Here is a 19297-nt window from a genome sequence, read left to right as displayed (position 1 = left end):
GCCATCTCCGCAGGTCGAACATCCTTCGCAGCACCCCCCAGCAGAAGGAGCGCCTATGTTCCGCCTGGCCGTGGCCCTCGCCCTAGCGGCGGCCACCTGGATCGCGAGCAGCCCCCCGGCCGAGGCCGCGTCCTGGTACAAGCTGAACTTCACCCAGCAGTCGCAGCAGTACTCCAACTGGTGCTGGGCCGCGACGGGCAACTCCGTCGCCGCCTACTACGGGTACTCCTACAGCCAGAACCAGTTCTGCAACCTGGCCTTCAACCGCGGCGTCAACACCAGCTGCCCGAACAACCAGGCCACCCTCGGCAACGACCAGACCGCCTTCCGCCAGATCGGCATCAACCCCGGCGTGTACGTCTACGACTACCTGACCTACGCCGCCATCGTCCGGGAGATCGACGCCGACCGCCCGATCATGGCCCGCATCCAGTGGACCAGCGGCGGCGGCCACATGGAGGTCATCTACGGCTACGACCAGAGCTCGTCGTACGTGTACTGGAGCAACCCGTGGCCGTCCAGCACCCGCTACAACTGGTCCACCTACAACTACTACGTCTCCAACTCCTCGTTCTTCTGGACCCACTCGCTCGACTACATCGGCGCGTGAAGGAGGCCATCGACATGAAGCTCTTCGCAGCGGTCGCGGCCCTGACCGCGCTGTTCCTGTGGGTCCCGAGCCCGGCGCTGGCCGACCCCGGCGCGCCCAGCCAGGCCGACGTGGAGGCCGCCAGGGCCGCCGCCGCGGGCGCCGGCGACACGGTCGGCCGCTTCTTCGCCGGCCAGGGCAGGCAGACCAGCCTGGCGCCGGTGGCCGCGCGGGTGGACGGCCCCACGGTCGCCGTCAACGACCTCAACCCGGACTTCGTGGCCGGACGGTCGGCGGAGATCGCCCGCTTCGCCTTCCTCGCCACCGGGGCCACCGCGCCGGACGGGCAGACCGCCTCCGTCTGGACCACCCGCGACCGCCGGGGGTCGTGGGTGGTCAGCAACATCGCCAGCGGCGGCGACGAACAGCGGTACGCGGGCCAGACCGGCACCGTGTTCCGCGAGCCGCAGCTCAACGCCTGGTACGCCGTGCGCGACGGCACGGTCGTGCCGCTCAACGACGAGGCCGCGCAGTCGGTGGGCCGGGCGGGCGTCCCCGTGGCCGACTACCGGCAGCTGGTACGACAGCGCTACGCCGCCAAGCTCCCCGGCAGCTCCTACGCCAGGGACGGCTACGCGGGCGGCTACGGCGTCCCCGGCCCGGGGAGCACCCCCTTGCCCTGGGTCGTGGGCGCCGTGGTCCTGCTCGGCGCGGTGATCACCATTCGCCTGCTGCGCGGGCGCCGCACCTGACGAGATCCGGTTGCACGGCCCGCGCCTCCGGCGGCCATCTCGGCGGAGGCGCGGGCCGCCTTTTTCTGAGTAGCCGCTACTCATGCCCTCCCCCGCCGCCCGCCCGCACCATGGCGGCACAGCTCATCCACGAGGGGGGACGACCATGGCAGACATCCACAGCGCGGCGGCCGCCGGGCCGCCGTCCCCGCCGGCCGCGCCGGTGCTGGACAACTCGGCGCGGGAGGTGCTGAAGGGCACGCTCGTTCCGCTGCGGGTGCCCGGTGCGCACGACGCCGCCCCCGGCGGCGCGGGCGGCGGCGCGGGCGGCGGCATCGTCAAGCTGGGGGCGGTCCGGCAGCTCGCGCTGGCCCCCGGCGACACCGACGCGGTCCGTGACCGCCTCCGGGCCGCGGACGACGCCGAAGGCGTCTCCGGCGCGGCGTTCGACCTGCTCAGGCGCTTCGAGGAGCAGCCCGTCGCGGCGCTGCGCCCCGACCCCGCCGCGCTGGCGCGGGTGCCGGCCGCCGAGCTGGCGCTGTTCGCCGGGACGCTCGTCGAACTGCGCGCCGAGCGCCTGCGCGAGGCGGAGGGCGCGGGCGCCCGGGAGGCGGCCGGCCGGGCCGCGCAGGCGCTCAACACCGCCGCGGTGGCCCTGCGCGGCCTGGCGGTCAACACCGCCGCGCCGCCCATCGGCATGCTCAACCTGGAACGCATCGAGATGGTGCCGGTCGGGATCCAGCGCGGCGAGCTCGTCTCGACCATCCCGCTCGCGCCCGGCGAGGAGACCGCGGTCACGCACAAGGAGTGGTCGGTCACCTCGAAGGAGTTCACCACCATCGTCACCGACTCGCTGGAGGAGGTCAGCGAGACGGGCGTGACCGACAACACCGACCTGTCGCAGTCGACGGCGTCGCAGAGCCAGCACTCGAACCAGTTCAACATCACCGGCACGGTCCAGGGCGGCATCCCGATCATCTCCGGTTCCAGCACCACCGGGTTCACCGCGCAGGGCTCGGAGTCTGCCTCGGCCGCCGAGAGCATCAAGCACGCCCGCGCCACCACGCAGAAGGCGTCCTCGCGCTCCCGCCGCGAGCACAAGGTGACCATCTCCACCACCACCGTGACGGGGTCGGAGGAGACCTCGACCCGGGTGCTGAAGAACGCCGGCAACGACCCCGTCCGGATCGACTACTTCAGCCTGATGCGCAAGTGGCGGGTCAGGCTCTACCGGTACGGGCTGCGCCTGACGTACGACATCGCGGTCCCCGAGCCGGGGGCGTCGATGCGGCGGGCGTACGCGGAGCTGGAACTGCTGCGCTCGCAGCAGGGCCCCTTCGAGTTCCCGGTCAAGCACGCCGACATCACCACGGAGCCGGTCGACCAGGACGGCCACCCGTCACCGACCGGCGTCCCGAAGTACCAGTGGCTGGCCGACCGGCACGGCGTGACCGTCCGGCCGCACCCCGAGGAGCCGACGCCGCTGACCGTCAGCTCGCACGTCAACACCGACGGGAACTGGTGGTTCCTGGACCTGGAGTTCGACGTGCCCGGCGGCACGCACATCCGGGAGCTCGTGCTGGACGCCCAGGTCGGCAAGGACGACTCCGACGACAAGATGAACTTCGACGTCATCGGCGCCCGTTCGGAGCCGACGTGGCGCAACCTGTCGGACGCGCTCGTCATCCGCGACCACCGGATCATGTCCTTCGACGGCGCCACGCCCTACATGCGCGGCTTCACCGGCCGCCACAAGATCACGTTCTTCTTCCACCACTCCGAGCGGGTGTTCGTCGGGCTCGGCGTGCGGCTCGACCTCACCGACGAGGCCGTCGAGCAGTGGCGCACCGACGTCTGGAACGCGCTCTACAACGCCGCCCAGACCAGGTACTTCGCCGAGCAGGAGGACATCGCCGCGCGCATCGCGGCCATCGAGGACAAGCTGGCGAACGTCGACACCCTGACGCTGCGGCGCGAGGAGAGCGACGAGATCATGAAGTGCGTCCTGCGGTTCGTCCTCGGCAGCGACTTCGACTTCATGCCCGCCGACGTCCTGGCCGCCTTCCTGGCCGCGCACGTCGATCTCCAGCACGGCATCGGCTTCGACGGGCCGGGCCTCGGGCTCAGCGCCGAGCAGTGGACGCTGCTGCGGCGGCACGAGGACCTGGTGCGGTTCATCAACCAGGCGATCGAGTGGGAGAACGTGGTGACGTTCCTCTACTCCTACTTCTGGGACGTCCCGCCGAGCTGGCCGTTCATCCGGCAGTTGCGGCACCCCGACCCGACCAGGCAGGCGTTCCTGCGGGCCGGCAGCGCGCGGATCGTGCTGACCGTGCGCAAGGGCTGGGAGGAGGAGTGGATGCGCTTCGCCGAGGGGGGCGCGGTCGGCGCGCCGGTCCCGGCGCCGTACCTGACGATCGCGCAGGAGATCGCGGCCTACGACGACCGCAACTATCCCGGCATCCCGCCCGCCAACCCCGAACGGGCGGCCGCCCGGCTCCAGGACGCCGCCTTCACCACGTCCTCGTCGGACCTGGCGCCGAGCCCGAACCCGGTGAACATCAAGGTCGGCAACAGCTCGGCGTTCGTCGTCGGGCTGCCGGTCGTGCTGGACGCCGAGGACGACCGCCGCGTCCAGGAGGCCCAGCTCGTCGTCGCCATCCCGGACGCCACCCACCTCACGGTCGAGCGCCTGAGCTTCGCCCACCGCGGCACGCAGGCTCCCGTGCCGATCCTGCAACCGGGTGAGAAGGGGGCGCTCATCGCCGAGTGGCACGAGTACACGCCGTCGTCCGGCACCGACATCGCGCTCACGTCCAACCTCGCGACGATCTCGTAGGGCGGCGGACGGCCCGATGACGTACTTCTGCTTCCAGGCGAGCCAGGACGACCGGGTCTCCCGGATCTCCCTCACCGTCGGCGAGGAGACCCGGCCGCTGATGTGGAAGGGCGAGAAGCCCGGCGACAGCGTGCACTCCGTGCTCTTCCACCACACCTCCGGGCTGGTGTTCCTGGAGGAGACCCGGGCCTCCTACGGCCCGCAGGGCTCCTACCGGGTGTTCGCCCTGACCGGCCGGACGCCCGGATCGGGCCGGTTCGAGGCCGTCGAAGTGCCCCGGACCGGCGCCCTGCGCACGCTCGGCCGGTTCGACCTCGACGTCCGCGACGCCGCCGACGACCAGGCCGACCTGGTCTACACCGGCAGGTTCCTGTACTGGCGCAGGTCCATGCCCGCCTCCCTCCAGAGCTCCGGCACGCTGCTGTACGCGGCCACGTCCGGCCTGGTGGGACACCAGATCGGCAGCATGCAGAACAGCAAGGACCACGGCCCGCTGCCGGAGGGCCTGTACACGTTCTTCACCCACGTCGACCCCCGGCAGAGCTCCGTCGAGGCGGCGAATCAGCGGGGCGACAAGGCCGTCTCCAACCCCGGGGAGGGCATCCAGTTCCTGCCCGTGGGCGGCAACGGCCCGGTCTTCCCCGACTGGGGCACCTTCCGCGTCCGGCTCACCCCGATCCAGGGGAACATGTACGGACGTGGCGGCTTCTATCTGCACAACTCGCACAAGGGGTACAGCCACGGCTGCGTCGAGGTCGGGGTGAACGCCGACGGCCTCGACTTCTTCTCCGGCCTGCTGGCCTACGCCGGCAGCCAGCCGCGCAAGCCCAAGCTCGTGCTGCGCGTCCGGTACTCCTATCCCGAGCAGGGCACCCTGGGCAGAACCCTGCGCTGACCCGCCGGCCCGCGCCGCCGGGTCACCAGCGGCAACGGGCGCGGGCGGCGGAGACCGTCACCTCGTGGGTGTCGTCGGCCGTGACGGGCTGGTTGCCGACCAGGACGGTGAGCCGGCCCGGGGCGGGCACCCGCCAGGTGCCGAGCGGGGCCCAGCGTCCCCGGAAGGCGCGCTGGTCCACGGTCACCGGCGGGCCGAGGTGTGGCGGGTCGGTGCTGTCGCCGTCCAGGTAGTAGAAGGCCAGGCCGGTCGAGCGGGGGTCGTCGGGGATGTGCACGTCGATCGTGCAGCGGGCGCCGCCGCGGGTGTCGAAGTACCAGTTGACCACCTGGTTGAAGTGGGCCGGCACGCCCCCGACGCGCAGCGCCAGCGCCGCGCCCGCGCAGCCGTCGCCCTTCCACCCGCCGGTGACGGGACGCCAGGCGGGGTCGGCGTAGAACCACTCGGCCGTGCACCGGGGGCCGTGCACGGCCTGCCACCGGACGGGGCCCGCGGGGGTGGGGTCGGGTGGGGGCTGGGTGACCACCGCGGTTCCGGGATCGTCCGCCATGGTCGCCTGAACGGCGGCCGGGCCGCCCTTCGTGGGGGTGGTCGTGGGGCCGGTGGTGGGTGTGGTGAGCCGGGGGAACAGGACGGCGGCCGTCGCCCCCAGAGCCAGCAGGACGGCTCCAACCGCCAACGCCGGGCCGGACCAGTACGCCCGCGTGCGCCCCGCCGCCCCGGTGGGACCGTCCCCGGCCAGGTCGTCCTTGGCTGGTTTGCCCGTGCCGGGACTGCCCGTGCCGGGATTACCCCTGACCGATTTGTCCTCAGCAGGGTCGCCCTCTGCGGGGTTGTCCTCGCCGAGGCCGCCCTTACCGAGGCCGCCCTTGACCGGTTTGCCCTTGGCGGGGTCGGTCTCTGCGGGGTTGCTCTCGCCGGGGCCGCCCTTGGCGGGGTCGCCCTCGGTGAGGTTGTCCTCGGTGGGGCCGGTCTCGGCGACGAGTGCCTGGTACTCCGCGTCCGAGGCCCACGACAACGGGCCCGCGGCGCTCCCGGCGAGCGCCGCCGCCCGGTCGGACGTGATCCGCTCCGCCGGGTCGCGCCCGGCGCACGAGCGGATCAGCTCGGCGAGCGCGGGCTCGACGCCGTCCACGTCGATGTCGGCGTTCAGGCTGCTGTAGAGCACCGCCATCGGCTCGCCGCGCCCGAACGGCGGACGGCCGGTGGCGGCGTAGGCGATCGTGCCGGCCAGCGCGAAGACGTCCGCCGCCGCCGTGACGGGCTCCTGACGTACGGCCTCGGGAGCGATGTAGCCGGGGGTGCCGACGATCTCCCCCGACGTCGTGATCGTGCTCTGGCCGGGGGCCCGCGCGATGCCGAAGTCGATCAGCCGCGGGCCCTGCGGCGACAGGATGACGTTGTGCGGCTTGAGGTCGCGGTGCTGCACGCCGTGCCGGTGCACGTCGGCCAGGGCGGCGGCCAGCCCGGCGAGCAGCCGACGGCACAGCCCCGCCGGCAGCGGCCCCCGTTCCGCCACCGCCCGCAACAGCGTCGGCCCCCGCACGTACGCCGTCGCCAACCAGTACGGCGGCGCCGTCACCCGGGCGTCCACCAGCGGCGCCACGTAAGGGCTGCGCAGGCCGCGCAGGGTGGCCGCCTCGCGGCGGAAGCGTTCCATGGCCTCGGGGTCGGCCGGGTCGTGCTTGATGACCTTGACGGCCACCAGCCCCAGGCGGCGGCTCCTGGCCAGGTACACCACGCCCATGCCGCCCGCGCCGAGACGCCCGAGCAGCCGGTGGCCGCCGATCTCGGGTGGATCCGTCGCCTGTAACGCCTGCACGCTCATCCCAGTCGATCATTACAGACCATCCGGCCCCCAGGCAGCCCCAGCCACACCCGGATCGAGCCGGACCAGGCGAGCGACCCGTAGGTCTCGTCCCGACCGAGCCGGATCGAGGAAGCAACCCGGTGTCATGGTCGGCCGGATCGGGCGGGCGGCAGTCTGGGTCAGGCCGTGCCGTCCGGCGCGGGGAGCAGGCCGCGATCGGCGAAGACCTTCTTGGCGGCGAACGTCGCGTTGAGCGCGCGAGGCATGCCGCAGTAGACGGCCGAGTGCAACAGGGCCTCCGTGATCTCATCGGGCGTCAGGCCGACGTTCAGGGCGGCGTTGACGTGCACGTCGAGCTGGGGTTCGCAGCCGCCGAGCGCGGTGAGCGCGCCCAGGGTCACCAACTGGCGGTCGCGGGGGGCAAGGCCGGGACGGTCGTAGATCTCGCCGAAGGCCCAGGCGACCACCTGGTGGGCCAGCTCGGGCGAGACGTCGGCAAGGGCGTCCACGACCCGCTGCCCGGCCTCGCCGTCGATCTTCCGCAGCACCTCCAGGCCGTGCTCGTAGCGCTGTTCACGGTCGAATCCTTCAGCAATGTTCGTCATGTCCGAAACCGTAGAACTTCGAGCGCGCTCAAACGCAAACCGCCCCACGCGGCAACGGCCGAGGGATCACCGCGGCCGACACGACGACGGGGGCAGCGAGGGGGCGCAGCACAAGGGACGCGGCCCGCTAGGGCGCAGCGCGGAGACGCGACATAGGAGCGCGCGCACGGGGGCGCAGCGCGAGATACCCAGCACGGGAGCGCTACCCGTTGGCGCAGCCCGGTGGGGCGCAGCCCGCTGGGGCGCAGCCCGCTGGAAGCGGCGTGGGCGTGGCGTCCGGGGCACAGCGCGGGGTGCGGGTGCGACGGGGCAAGACCCGGGGCCGCACGACCCGGGACGGCACACCAGAGGCAGCACGACCCGGGGCCGCACGATCGGAGGCGGTGCGACCCGGGCGGTGCGACCGGAGGCGGGGTGGGGGTGGGGGTGATTGGGGGTTATGGCGTTGGTTCGGGGGTGTTTGGCTTTTGCGGGGTGGGGATGTCTGGCTTATTCGATATTCGTGTGGTTTTGTTCTTGATATCGGTACTAGTCCAGAGATTGCGGGAAAGTTCGCGGTTACTCAGGCTTGATGAATACCACAATTCCGTCGTTCTCGCCCGCACGCTGCCACCCCAGGCGCTCATACAGGCGAATGGCGTCGGGGGCGTTCACGGAGGTCAGGAGCCAGCCCCGACTTTGGCCGCACAAAAGGTGCAGAATGCGTCCCGCCAGGCCCCGGCCGCGGGCGCGTGGAGCGACGGCCAGCTCGTCCACCTGGAGGGCGCCGGCCAGCATCCGGGACACCCCGTCCGGGCCGAGCGCCGCGAGCACCTTGCCGTAGCTGCGGGTCTGCGGCAGGGGGGTCGCCGTCGGCCAGGCCGTCCCGAACCCGCACGGACCCGCGTCGTCGACGGCCAGCACCGCACGGAAACCGGGACGGGCCGCGTCGGCGGCGAACCGGACGCCGAACTCGGCGACCTCGCCCTCCCCCTCGTTCCACGGCGGCCCGGTGAACACCTCGCGGTAGAGGTCGATCAGCTCCGCCCGGCGCGCGAGCGCCTGCTCGCCGGTCAGCAGTTCAAGCCGTACGTCCGTACGTTCCGTCACACTCCACCTCACTGTCTAGTAGTGGTACGACAGTGACGATAGCGGACGTCCGGCCAAACCGGCACCCCCAGGCCCGCGGCGCCGGACGCCCGGAGCGCATGTTCCCGGCAGCGCCGCATTTTCGGGGCGACAGTGCTAGGGAATGATCGAGTCACAGTAAAGCGACACCACCGCTCTTTGTCGCAATAAAACTGGACAAGTCGGCTGTAAGGGCCTGGTAAATCTGGTCAAGCTTTAGGAGCTCATGCCTGTCTTGTCAGAACTCCGAACTCAATGCGCGGGTAAGACTGCTCATGCCGGAGACCGACGGCAGTCGAGAAGTCCCGCGGCGGTTCTGGAAACTTCTGAACGGAAAGCGCGATGAAATCAATGATGAAGAAGCCGGCGGCCGTGCTCGCCACGAGCGCGTGCCTGCTGCTGGGTGGCGGCCAGATGCCGGCCGCTCAGGCCAGCACGGCCGGCACGGCGTCGTATCAGAGCCCAGCCGATGAGAAGCCGGTCCTCCGGGGCGGCTGCGGCTGGCGACACTGCGGTCCTCGCTGGTGGGGCCCGCGCTGGGGCGGCTGGTGGGGCGGCGGTCACCACCACGACCACGACCACGACCACCACCACCGCGTAGGCCCGCGTGGTCCCCAGGGCCCGCGTGGTCCGGAAGGCCCTCCCGGCCGTTCCGTCCACAAGCCGGACCACGACAACGACGACCACGGCCGCGACGACCACGGCCGCGACGACGACCACAACGAGGACGACGACTGGGGCGAGTGGGGCGAGAACTTCGACGGGTTCTAAATGAACCGCGGCGAAGTTCCCGCTGACACACCAGCACGCTGAACGGCGGGGTTCCCGGCGACATGAGCACACCGGCCGTCCGGACGAAGACCGGCTCCCGGTCCGGCGACCGGCCACGCGCCCATGTCCCGGCGAACCCCGCCCTGCAGTCCCCGCCCTGCCGCCCCCACCGCGCACGCCCCTGTCCCGCACACCTCACCCCTGCATGCCTCCACCCCGCACGCCCTCGCCGCTGCATGCCCCGCCCCGCAGGCCCCCGCCCCCACCAGCACCGGAAGCCCCTCCGGACGCCCCCGCCCCACCTCCCCGCCGACCGGGCGCCGCGCCGCCGGACCGGAAACCGGACGGTAATGCCTTTTCTCATCGGCTGGGCTATGGTCGGCCTTATGACGGGACCGTGCAGAACGCCACGAGGCCCCATCGCGCTGTGTTGCGTGGTGGGCCTGGTTCTGCTGTCCCTGCTGGTCGCCGGCCCTTCCTACGCCGACGACCAGACGATCCCGCGCCCCCTGTCCGCCGGTCACGCATGGACCCCGGACCAGAGCGGCGACCGGATGCCGAGCCTGCCGCCCCAGGCGTCCAGCGGCCGTGAGCACCACGTGCTGTCGCTGTGGCCGCCGCTGCGCGGCGCGCGGCACGCCGAGGCCGCCCACCTCGCGCTGCTCCCGGCGCCCGGTTCCGACGCGGCCGCGATCCGCGACCCGCAGCAGGTCGGGCACCGCACCGCGGGCTCGCGCAGCCCGCCGCTGATCTAGCTCCCTCCCTCTTCACGAGTCGCCGCCTCCCGGCCCGCCGAGCGCGCCGCGGGGCCGGTCGTCGCGCCCGGCCCACGCACGGCCGGGTCCACGCGTCGCCCGGCCGCCCGCGGGTTCCGCGCGTTCCCGTACGGCCGGAGGTCGCCGTCGTGGCGTCCCCGCGTGCCGGGATGCGCCCTTTTCTCTCGTCCTTCGCGTACGAGTTGTCCGCGTACGAGTTCTCCGCGCCAGAGCAAGGAGCCGATCATCGTCATGTCCGACGCCGGATCAGTCCACGAACACTCACCGCGAACATCCGCGGTGCACCGCGCCCACGTGGTGCTCGACCTGGGCACCTCACGCACCCGTTCGCTGTCCCTGGACGGGTTCGCCATCGCCGACCGTCCCTCGGCAGTCGTGGTCCCGTCGCCGGAGAGCGCGGCCGGGATCCCGGTCCGCCCGATCCGCCGCGGCATGGTCGTCGACCCGGGCGCCTGCCTGCGGCTGGTCCATCTCGTACTGCAGGACGCCTGGCTGGCCGGCGGCCGGCCGCTGGAGCACGTGATGGCCGCGGTGCCGAGGGCCGCGACGGGCAGCGACCGTCAGGCGGTGCGCGCGGCCGTCGCCGAGGCGGCCGGCTGCCAGGTGACGCTGGTCGAGGCGCCGCTGGCCGCAGCCGCGGGCGCCGGTCTGGACGTCGCGGGGCCGGGACCGTACCTGCTGCTGGACGTCGGGGCGGGCATCGTCGAGGCCGTCGTCGTCAGCGGCGGCGCGGTCAGCGACGCGGCGGCGCTCCAGCTCAGCGCCACGACGAGCGCGGGCCTGCTGCCGGACGCGCTGGACGGCGTCGTCGAGATGACCGCCGGCCTGCTGCGCCGCCAGCCCGCCCACCTCCGCCCGGCCGTCCGCGACAACGGCCTGACCGTCACCGGCGGGGGCGCGCTCCAGACGCGGCTGCTGGACCGCCTGCACACCGCCCTTCGCACGCGGATCAACGCCGCGCCGGAGCCGCAGCACGCCACCGTCCGCGGCCTGCTGCGCCTGTGCCTGCGCCCCGCGGCGCCCGTCATCGCCCTCTGAACCCCCGCAATTCACAGCGCGGAAAGGAAACCACCATGACCGACCACCTCAGCACCGTGCAGCTCCAGTCCCTGCGCCAGGACATCGACGAGCAGCTTGAGCGGCGCAGCCGCCACCTGCTGGGCCTGCAGGCCGCGGCCCAGGACGGCAACGGCGCCGACGACACCTGGCAGGAGCTGCTGGTCTCCCTCGCCACCGCCGACCGGGCCATCGCCGAGCTCACCCAGGCCCGCGACCGGCTGACGGCCGGCTCGTACGGCCGCTGCTCGCACTGCGAGGCGGGGATCCCGTTCGAACGGCTCAAGATCCGCCCGCTGGCCCGGTTCTGCATCAACTGCCAGCGCCAGCACGAAGCCGCCTGACCCCGGGACCGGCCACCCTTCGCGACGTCGGGCGGCCGGTCCACCGACGGCGGCCGAATGGACAGGAATATGCAGACCGGTCTAGTGTGTGCCGCATGGCGGCCAAGGGGGACGAGACGCGGGCGCGCATCATCGCGGCGGCCCGGACGCTGGTGGAGGCCCAGGGCAGTCACGGCACCGGCCTCAACGAGGTGCTGGCGGTGGCCGGCGCGCCTCGCGGGTCGCTCTACCACCACTTCCCCGGCGGCAAGGACCAGCTGGTGGGCGAGGCGCTCGCCGCCGCCGGGCGCGAGGTCGACGCCATGATCGACGACCTGGCCGGCACGCTGCCGGGCGCCAGGGAGCTCGTGCCGGCCGTCCTCGACGCGCTGGCCGACAGGATGGTGGCGGCCGGGTACGCCAAGGGCTGCCCGGTGGCGACCGTGGCCCTGGAGGTCGCCTCCTCCAACGAGCAGCTGCGGCGCGTCTGCGCCGGCATCTACGAAGGCTGGCAGCGCAGACTGGCCGACGCCCTGCGCGCCGACGGGCACGTCACGGCTGACAACACGGCCGGCGACACGGCCGGTGACACGGCCGGTGACACTGCTGACGACGCGGCCGACGAGCTGGCGGCGACCGTGCTCGCGCTGATCGAGGGCGCGCTGGTGCTGGCCCGTGCGAGCCGGTCCCGGACGCCCGTCGAACGGGTCCGCCGCCAGGTCGTCAGGCTGCTGGCCTGACGCGGCGGTTTTTCGTACCCCCAAAATATGCAGATCGGTCTAGAGAGGAATCGTCATGGAAGACGCCGTGGTGTTCGGCGCGACCGGCCTCATCGGCAGATGGACGGTCCTGCACCTGCTGGAACAGGGCCGCGCCGTGACGGCCGTCGTCCGCCGCGCGGACGGCGGGCTGGGCCGCTGGCTGCGCGAGCAGGGCGTGCCCGGCACGCGGCTCACGGTCGTCGAGGGCGACGTCACGGCCGGGCCCGGCCTGGGGCTGAGCGGGTCCGCCGAAGAGGCGGCGGGCGTGCGGGACGTGTTCAACGCCGCCGGCGTCTACCGCTTCGGCATGGGACGCGAGGAGGCCAGGACGGTCAACGTCGAAGGCGCGCTCAACGTGCTGAACTGGGCCGCCGCCCGTCCCGCGCTGCGCCGGCTGGTGCACGTGTCGGGCTACCGCGTGGGGCTGGACCCGCGGCCGCGCCATCCGCTCCCGGAGGCCGAACTGGCGGCCCTGTACCGGGACAAAGGGGCGTACGAGGGCTCCAAGGTCGAGGGGGACGCCGCCGTACGGGTCGCCGCGGCGCGGCTCGGCGTGCCGCTGACCGTGGTGAACCCGAGCAGCGTCATCGGCCATTCGCTGACCGGCGAGGCCGGCCAGTACCTCGGGCTGGCCTCGCTGGTCCGCGACCTGTGGGCGGGACGGCTGCCCGCGCTGCCGGGCGGCGCCCGTACGTTCGTCCCGGTGGTGACGGTGGACCATTTCGCCCGGTTCATGGCTGCCGTGCCCGAGCACGACCCCGAGCCCGGCGGCCTGCACTGGGTGCTCGATCCCGCCACGCCCGACCTGCCCGACCTGATCCGGCTGCTCGCCGGCCACCTCGGCGTACGCGCGCCCCGCATGCGCGTGCCGGTGGGCATGATCCGCCGCCTGCCGTCCGCGCTGACCTGCGCCGAGCCCGAGACGCTGGGCTTCCTGACCGAGGACCGGTATGACACGGGCTCGGCCGACCGGGTCGCCGCGTCCGCGGGGCTGCGGCGGCCACCCGTCGAGCACGCGTTGCGCCGCTGGGCCGACCGGCTGGTCGCCGACCGCTTCGGGGCCGCTCCGGCCGCGCGTCCCGGCGGTTTCCACAGCGTGGCGGGGTCGCGTACGTACGTGGCGGGCGAGCGCACGTCGCCGCGGCTGGTCCTGCTGCACGGGCTTCCGCTCGACGGCGACTCCTGGAACGGCGTGCTCGGCGAACTGGACGGCACCCCGCCCGCGGCCCGCCCCGACACTGACGCGGACCGGATTCCTGCGGGTCGCCCCGGAGCTGGCGCGGACCGGTTTCCCGCGCTCGTCGCCGACCTGCCGGGGCTGGGGCGTTCCTCGCCCGCCGAAGGCGCGGCCTCGGACTGGCTGGCCGGGTTGCTGGAGCCCGTGCGCACCCGTCCGGTGATCGTCGCGCACTCGGCCGCCGCCGCCCCGGCGCTCCGGTACGCCGCCGCCCATCCCGGCCGGATCGCCACCCTGATCCTGGTGTCGCCGTACTTCCTCCAGCGCCGGCCTTCCGCGCTCACCCTGCTGCTCGCGGCCCCGCTCCTCGGGAGGATGGGCCCCGACCGGCTCGCGTCCGCCCTCCTCGGCCCGGCGTCCCCGCCCGAGGACGCGCGGCGGGCGGTCGCGAGCGCCGCGGCCGGGCTCCGCCGTCCCGGGGCCGCCAGGCGCACCGCCCGCGTGCTGCGCGCCGCGCACCGCCCCGCCGAGCGCGCCGCGCTCCGCACGCTGCTCGGCGGCCCGGTCCCCGTGCACCTCGTGGCCGGCGAGCTGGACCCGCTGACCGGCAGCCCCGTCCCGGTGACGGTCGTCCCGGGGGCCGGGCACCACCCGCACCTCACCCACCCGGCCGCCGTCGCGGAGATCGTGCGTCAGGTCCTCCTCCGGCCCGCCGTGGACGATTGCCCTCCGCCGTCCATGCCTGACATCATGACCGGCCCACTCCCTCACCACCTCAGGGAATCATGAGCTCCGTCACCTACACCGAGCCCGCCGAGCCACAACCCGAGATCCCGCTCACCGGCGGCGACGTCACCGAAGGCGTCGTACGCGTCGGCGACACCGTGCGCCGCACCGTGGGGCCCAACGCCCCGCTGGTCCACGCCCTGCTGGGGCACCTGGCGGAGGCCGGGTTCGCGGGCGCGCCGCGGTTCCTCGGCATCGACGCCGCCGGCCGCGAGGTGCTGACCTTCGTGCCCGGCGAGGTCGCCGGGCGGCCGCGGCCCGCGTGGCTGGCCGACGAGGAGCGGCTGGCCTCCGTGGGCCGGCTGATCCGGGCCTACCACGAGGCGGTGGCGGGGTTCGTCCCGCCCGACGGCGTGCGGGCGGACTTCGGGTTCACCGAGCCGCCGGGCATGCCGCCCGCGCCGCCGTACCCGCCGGAGCTGGTCGGGCACCTGGACTACACGCCGGACAACATCGTCTTCCGCGACGGCGTGGCGGCCGGGCTGATCGACTTCGACATCGCCAGGCCGGCCACCCGGGCGGAGGAGCTGATGAGCGCGATGATGTACTGGGCGCCGCTGGGCGACCCCGCCGACGCCGACCCGCCCCTGCGCGGGCTGGACGTGCCGCGCCGCTGCCGCCTGCTCGCCGACGCGTACGGGATGTCCGGCGTCGACCGTTCGCGCCTGGTCGAGGTGGCCGTGCTGCGTACCCGGCGGTCGTGGTTCTCGATGCGGCAGATCGCCGAGGAGCGGGGCGGCGGCTGGGCCCGGATGTGGCAGGAGGGCGTCGGCGACCTGATCAAGCGGCGCGAGGCGTGGCTGGAGCGCCACGGCCCGGCGATCGAGGCCGCGCTCACCGCCCCCTGACCGCCCCTCCCCCGGAGCGGCGTCCGCCCTACTGGCCGGGCGGCGGCAGGCGCAGGGCGAGCAACGCGATGTCGTCGGTACGCGGCGACGGCGCCAGCGCGAGCACCTGCTCGCAGAAGTCCTGGAGCGGACGGCGGGCCAGCGTCGCGGCGTGCCGGCGCAGCCGGGCCAGGCTGTTGTCCAGGTTGACGCCGGGCACCTCGACCAGCCCGTCGGTGTAGAGCAGCAGCGTGCTGCCGGGCGGCAGCGGCGCCAGGGCGTCGTGGCGGGTCACGTCGTCGAGATGCACGCCCAGCAGCAGCGACTGGCCCTCCTCCAGGTAGCGGGCCTGCCCGTGCGCGGTGACCAGCAGCGGCGGCAGGTGGCCGGCGCTGGTCCAGCGCAGGATCCGCGTGTCGGGATCGCTCCCCGGCTGCGGCGGCTCGATCCGGGCCAGGATGGCCGAGGCCGTGAGGGCGTCGCTGGCCACGGCCATGACCTTGTTGAGCCGGTCGAGGATCAGGCTGGGCGACTCCTTGTGGTCGCAGGCCAGGGCGCGCAGCATGTTGCGGAGCTGGGCCATCTGCCCGGCGGCCTCCAGGTCGTGGCCGGCGACGTCGCCGATTGCCAGCGCGGTGACGCCGTCGGGGAGCACGAACGCGTCGTACCAGTCGCCGCCCACCTGGGAGCCGGCCGGGGCCGCCAGGTAGCGGGCGGCGAGCTGCAGGTGATCGACCTGGGGCAGCGCGGTCAGCAGGTGGCGCTGCATGGTGTCGACGATGTCGCGCTGCTGGCCGAACAGGCAGGCGTTGTCGGCGGCCAGCGCCGCGGTGCGGGCGATGTCGGCCACCAGCTCCACGTCGGCCTCCGTGTACGGCCGCGCCGGGTCGGTGCGCGCCACCGTCAGGGCGCCCAGCACGCGGCGCGGCGTGCGCAGCGGCGCCACGATCGCCGACGAGCCGCCCAGCACGTTGAACAGGGCGTCGTGGGCGGCGGCCAGCGGCCCGTCGGGCGGCGCGGCGATCTGCTCGGGCCCCAGCAGCAGGGCCTGCTCCCCGCGCAGCACCCGGACCAGCGCCGACCGCGACGGGCCCTTCGGCAACGACGGCAGCTCGGCGAACCAGGACGGGTCCACCGGCGCGGCCCCGGCGCAGGCCATGGCCAGGCGGCGCAGCTCGCGCGGCCCGAGGAACATGTCCACCGCCGCCCAGTCGGCCAGGCGCGGCACCAGCAGCCGGCCGAGCCGCGTCATCGCCTCGCGCACGTCCAGCGTCTGGGTGAGGACGGTGCTGATCTCGGTCAGCAGGCGGAACTGCTCGGTCAGCTTCTGGGCGCGGGCGAGCTCTTCGGCCTGCCGGCCGGCCGCGTCGAGGCGTTCGACGACGTCGATGAAGACCACGACGACGCCGGCCGGCTCGCCGTCGTGGTGGAGGGGCGAGGCCAGCCAGGCGACCGGGAGCAGCCGGCCGCCGGCGGTGGCGAAGGTGGCGAACTCGCTGCGTACGGACCGGTCCTGCCGGCACACCGTCACCAGCTCGCAGCCGGAGCGGGGCGGGAGGCTGCCGTCGAGGCGGCGGTGCAGCGTCTGGTGCGCGTCGGCGCCGCGCAGTTCGTCGGCGGTGAAGCCGAGCAGGGCCGCCGCCCCCGGATTGACCCACGTGATGCGGCCGGCGAGATCGGTGAGGTAGATGCCCATGCCCGTGCCGTCGAAGGCCGCCCGCAGCAGCCACTCCGCCGGCTGGGCGCCGGAACCGGAGCCGTCCGGCCGGTGTCCGACGTCGCCCCGATCAGCCATCATCACACTACGTTATCGGATGATTACTGACATGCCGACTTCGTGTACCCGGGAACGTGCCGGGCCGGCGCCGGCCGGGCTAGGACCAGGGGAAGGCGCCGCCGGCCATGCTGATGAGGCGGCGATCGGCGGCGCCGGGGGTCTCCGAGGGCACCAGCATGCGCAGCCGCAGCCGCGAGCCGAGGCCGGTCTGCTCCAGCGCGACCGAGTCGCACAGCTGCTGGATCACCCACAGGCCGAACCCGTGGGACGCGGTCGGGTCGACGTCGGCGGCGTCGAGGTGGTCGGGGGTCAGGCGGCCCGCGGTGTCCAGGATCTCCACGCAGACGCCGATCGGGTCCCGGGTCGCGGTGACCAGGCCGGCCGAGCCACCATGGTCGAGGACGTTGGTGACGGCCTCGTTCACCGCGAGCACCAGGTCCTCCAGCCGCTCGCCGGACAGTCCGCTGTGGTGGCCGTGGATGCGCACCAGGTCACGGATGAACGCCAGATCGGCGCTGATGGGACAGCGCAGCTCGAACTCCACAAGCATGATCGTCTCGTCTATCGGGCGTCGGGAAGGGGTACGCCGGCCCTTCTCAGCTTTCCCGCCGAGTGATCGTCAAACGCGGCCGACCGCTCGGCCCGGCTCGCGGACGGCTCAGGGCATGACCGCTTGGGCGAGGGCGATGCCGCACCAGGCCGCTCCCAGGCCGGCCGCGATGCCGGCCACGGCGTTGAGCGCGGCGTAGGTGCGGGCGCCGTTCTGCAGCAGCCGCAGGGTCTCGTAACCGAAGGTGGAGTACGTGGTCAGCGCCCCGCACAGGCCGGTGCCCAGGAGGGCCTGCGCCCCGCCGGTGGCGGGCAGCGCCAGCAGGAAGCCGAGCAGCGCCGACCCCGTCACGTTCACGGTGAAGGTGCCCCACGGGAACAGGCTGTCGTGCCGGGCCTGGACGGCCCGGTCGATCAGGTAGCGGGCGGGCGCGCCCACGGCGGCGCCCAGCACCACCAGCAGCAACGTCGTCACGGACGCCTCCCACCGCGCGGACCCCGCGCGGCCTGCTCGGGAGCGGCCTCATCGGGGACGGCCTGGTCCGGGGCGGTGGCGAACCGGCCGAGCAGCCCGCGGCCGAGCACCTGGCCCAGGAAGACCGCGGCCAGGGCGGTGACCAGCGTGACCGCCAGGTAGGCGAGCGCCGTGCGCGGCTCCCCCGCGGCCAGCGCCCCCTGGGCGTCGGCGATGGAGGTGGAGAACGTGGTGAACCCGCCCAGAACCCCCACCCCCAGGAACGGCCGGGTCAGCGGATGGGCCTGCCAGACCTCGGTGATGGCCACCATCAGCAGCCCGATCAGCAGGCAGCCGGTGACGTTGACGGCCAGCGTCGGCCAGGCGAACCCGCCGCGCGGCACCGGGAAGGCGGTCAGGACGGCGTAGCGGGCGAGCGCGCCCAGCACGCCGCCGGCCGCGATGACGGACAGCGTGGCGACCGGGGCGCGGGCCAGCTCGCCGCGCTGGGCGGGCACGTGGAGATCGACGTCGGGATCGACCGCGGCCCGCGGATCGACCTGCGCACCCCGGATGCCGCCGGCGGCATGCGCGCCACCGGCCTCGACGCCTTCGACCGGGGACGGGCCGCCGATCGCCACCCCTTCGGCGGCGGCGTGCGCCCGGCCGCGTTCAGGCTCGGGTACGGGCTCGGGGGGACGGGCGTGGGTCATCAGGCATCTCCTACCAGCACATGAGCGTGGCACATCTCTGGCAGGGACCGTTGGCGGCGACACCGCGGTTACCCCCGGACGGGCGGGAGGCGGCGGGCCCCACCGCCGCGGCTCCCGGCACGGGAAGCCGCCACCATCATACCGGCGACCACCCCGAACCCACCGCCGAGGAGCTTCCCCCACAGGCAGCCGGGGCGTCAGCCGCTGAGCGACAGCCAGACGCGGTCGGGCAGGACGCGGGCCGCCTCGTCCAGGTCGATGTCGGGCGCGCCCGCCAGCCACCGCCTGCTCACCTCGGCCACCGGCCCGATCAGCAGCATCTCCACCTGCGCCGCCGGCAGCCGGGCCACCGCCCCCTCCGCCATGCGCGCGCCGATCCAGGCGTTCAGCCTGCCCAGCCGGGACGCCTTGGCCGCGGCGATGCGCTCGGCGTACGGACCGAGGTCCAGCGCGTACGGCGCGGCGTGGATGAAGCGGGCCTTGTCCGGGTGCGAAGCGGTGAAGCCGAGGTAGGCCGTCACGGCGCGGCGCACGCCGTCACGGGCGTCGGCGGTCTCCTCGGTGACGGCGACCAGCGCGTCGAGCAGCTCGTCCATGCACCGGCTGTACAGCGCGGCGGCCAGCCCTTCCAGGCTGCCGAAGTGGTGGTAGACGCTGCCCATGCTGACGCCGCTGCGCGTGGTCACCGCCCGGAGGGTGAAGTCGGCGGGGTAGACGTCCAGGGCGGTGTCCAGGAGCCTGCGCACGGTTT

Annotated in this window: 19 protein-coding genes; 11 read left to right on the top strand and 8 right to left on the bottom strand. The window is 73.7% G+C overall.

The genetic code is table 11. The features are described 5' to 3' along the window. Positions 1 to 55 precede the first annotated feature (55 nt). The 4 genes from ACIBQ8_RS31390 (at position 56) to ACIBQ8_RS31375 (ending at position 5054) form a co-directional block, all read left to right on the top strand. Positions 56 to 610, top strand: a complete 555-nt coding sequence (locus ACIBQ8_RS31390; protein ID WP_397179279.1) for a papain-like cysteine protease family protein — start codon at positions 56 to 58, stop codon at positions 608 to 610. A 14-nt stretch (positions 611 to 624) separates the two neighbouring features. Then, the gene (locus ACIBQ8_RS31385) at positions 625 to 1341 is read left to right on the top strand and encodes a hypothetical protein (RefSeq protein ID WP_397193669.1); all 717 of its coding nucleotides are present in this window, start codon (positions 625 to 627) and stop codon (positions 1339 to 1341) included. Positions 1342 to 1486: 145 nt separating this feature from the next. After that, positions 1487 to 4159 (top strand): hypothetical protein, encoded by a 2673-nt coding sequence (locus tag ACIBQ8_RS31380; RefSeq protein WP_397193668.1) that lies wholly within the window; start codon positions 1487 to 1489, stop codon positions 4157 to 4159. Between the two features lie 16 nt (positions 4160 to 4175). Next, positions 4176 to 5054 (top strand): hypothetical protein, encoded by an 879-nt coding sequence (locus ACIBQ8_RS31375; RefSeq protein WP_397179276.1) that lies wholly within the window; start codon positions 4176 to 4178, stop codon positions 5052 to 5054. A gap of 22 nt (positions 5055 to 5076) precedes the next feature. Here ACIBQ8_RS31375 and ACIBQ8_RS31370 read toward each other — a convergent pair whose 3' ends face one another. The 3 genes from ACIBQ8_RS31370 to ACIBQ8_RS31360 all read right to left on the bottom strand — a co-directional run bounded on the left by ACIBQ8_RS31370 (position 5077) and on the right by ACIBQ8_RS31360 (position 8558). Further along, positions 5077 to 6882: a serine/threonine-protein kinase gene (locus tag ACIBQ8_RS31370; RefSeq protein ID WP_397193667.1), complete on the bottom strand. Its 1806-nt coding sequence runs from the start codon at positions 6880 to 6882 to the stop codon at positions 5077 to 5079. Between the two features lie 161 nt (positions 6883 to 7043). Continuing rightward, positions 7044 to 7469: a carboxymuconolactone decarboxylase family protein gene (locus tag ACIBQ8_RS31365; protein ID WP_397193666.1), complete on the bottom strand. Its 426-nt coding sequence runs from the start codon at positions 7467 to 7469 to the stop codon at positions 7044 to 7046. A gap of 558 nt (positions 7470 to 8027) precedes the next feature. Next, entirely contained in the window at positions 8028 to 8558 is a 531-nt protein-coding gene (locus tag ACIBQ8_RS31360; RefSeq protein ID WP_397193665.1) for a GNAT family N-acetyltransferase, read from the bottom strand. A 360-nt stretch (positions 8559 to 8918) separates the two neighbouring features. Here ACIBQ8_RS31360 and ACIBQ8_RS31355 point away from each other — a divergent pair, with 360 nt between their 5' ends. The 7 genes from ACIBQ8_RS31355 (at position 8919) to ACIBQ8_RS31325 (ending at position 15074) form a co-directional block, all read left to right on the top strand. Beyond that, complete coding sequence (locus ACIBQ8_RS31355) at positions 8919 to 9347, top strand: hypothetical protein (RefSeq protein ID WP_397171667.1); 429 nt, start codon at positions 8919 to 8921, stop codon at positions 9345 to 9347. Between the two features lie 434 nt (positions 9348 to 9781). Next, positions 9782 to 10102, top strand: coding sequence for a hypothetical protein (locus ACIBQ8_RS31350; protein WP_397171669.1), 321 nt, complete (start codon positions 9782 to 9784; stop codon positions 10100 to 10102). 300 nt (positions 10103 to 10402) lie between these two features. Beyond that, positions 10403 to 11161 (top strand): rod shape-determining protein, encoded by a 759-nt coding sequence (locus ACIBQ8_RS31345; protein ID WP_397193664.1) that lies wholly within the window; start codon positions 10403 to 10405, stop codon positions 11159 to 11161. Between the two features lie 35 nt (positions 11162 to 11196). Then, positions 11197 to 11523 (top strand): TraR/DksA family transcriptional regulator, encoded by a 327-nt coding sequence (locus ACIBQ8_RS31340; RefSeq protein WP_397171673.1) that lies wholly within the window; start codon positions 11197 to 11199, stop codon positions 11521 to 11523. Between the two features lie 95 nt (positions 11524 to 11618). Then, on the top strand, positions 11619 to 12242 hold the full coding sequence (locus tag ACIBQ8_RS31335; RefSeq protein WP_397171675.1) for a TetR/AcrR family transcriptional regulator: 624 nt from the start codon (positions 11619 to 11621) through the stop codon (positions 12240 to 12242). Positions 12243 to 12297: 55 nt separating this feature from the next. Further along, positions 12298 to 14229, top strand: a complete 1932-nt coding sequence (locus tag ACIBQ8_RS31330) for an alpha/beta fold hydrolase (protein WP_397193663.1) — start codon at positions 12298 to 12300, stop codon at positions 14227 to 14229. Further along, positions 14226 to 15074: a phosphotransferase gene (locus tag ACIBQ8_RS31325; RefSeq protein WP_397193662.1), complete on the top strand. Its 849-nt coding sequence runs from the start codon at positions 14226 to 14228 to the stop codon at positions 15072 to 15074. Before ACIBQ8_RS31330 ends, ACIBQ8_RS31325 begins: the two co-directional genes overlap by 4 nt. A gap of 28 nt (positions 15075 to 15102) precedes the next feature. Here the strand turns inward: ACIBQ8_RS31325 and ACIBQ8_RS31320 are convergent, their stop codons facing one another. The 5 genes from ACIBQ8_RS31320 to ACIBQ8_RS31300 form a co-directional block, all read right to left on the bottom strand. Next, complete coding sequence (locus ACIBQ8_RS31320; protein ID WP_397193661.1) at positions 15103 to 16851, bottom strand: SpoIIE family protein phosphatase; 1749 nt, start codon at positions 16849 to 16851, stop codon at positions 15103 to 15105. A 76-nt stretch (positions 16852 to 16927) separates the two neighbouring features. Then, positions 16928 to 17380, bottom strand: coding sequence for an ATP-binding protein (locus ACIBQ8_RS31315; protein ID WP_397171682.1), 453 nt, complete (start codon positions 17378 to 17380; stop codon positions 16928 to 16930). A 108-nt stretch (positions 17381 to 17488) separates the two neighbouring features. Beyond that, entirely contained in the window at positions 17489 to 17854 is a 366-nt protein-coding gene (crcB, locus tag ACIBQ8_RS31310) for a fluoride efflux transporter CrcB (protein WP_397171684.1), read from the bottom strand. Further along, positions 17851 to 18546, bottom strand: a complete 696-nt coding sequence (locus ACIBQ8_RS31305; protein WP_397193660.1) for a fluoride efflux transporter FluC — start codon at positions 18544 to 18546, stop codon at positions 17851 to 17853. Before ACIBQ8_RS31305 ends, crcB begins: the two co-directional genes overlap by 4 nt. A 197-nt stretch (positions 18547 to 18743) precedes the next feature. Next, positions 18744 to 19292: a TetR/AcrR family transcriptional regulator gene (locus tag ACIBQ8_RS31300; protein WP_397193659.1), complete on the bottom strand. Its 549-nt coding sequence runs from the start codon at positions 19290 to 19292 to the stop codon at positions 18744 to 18746. Positions 19293 to 19297 lie beyond the last annotated feature (5 nt).

The organism is Nonomuraea sp. NPDC049646, assembly GCF_044465525.1.
In the GTDB taxonomy this organism is placed as follows: Bacteria; Actinomycetota; Actinomycetes; order Streptosporangiales; family Streptosporangiaceae; genus Nonomuraea.
Note: the sequence above shows the minus strand (reverse complement) of the source record. Positions and strands in the feature narration are given on the sequence as shown.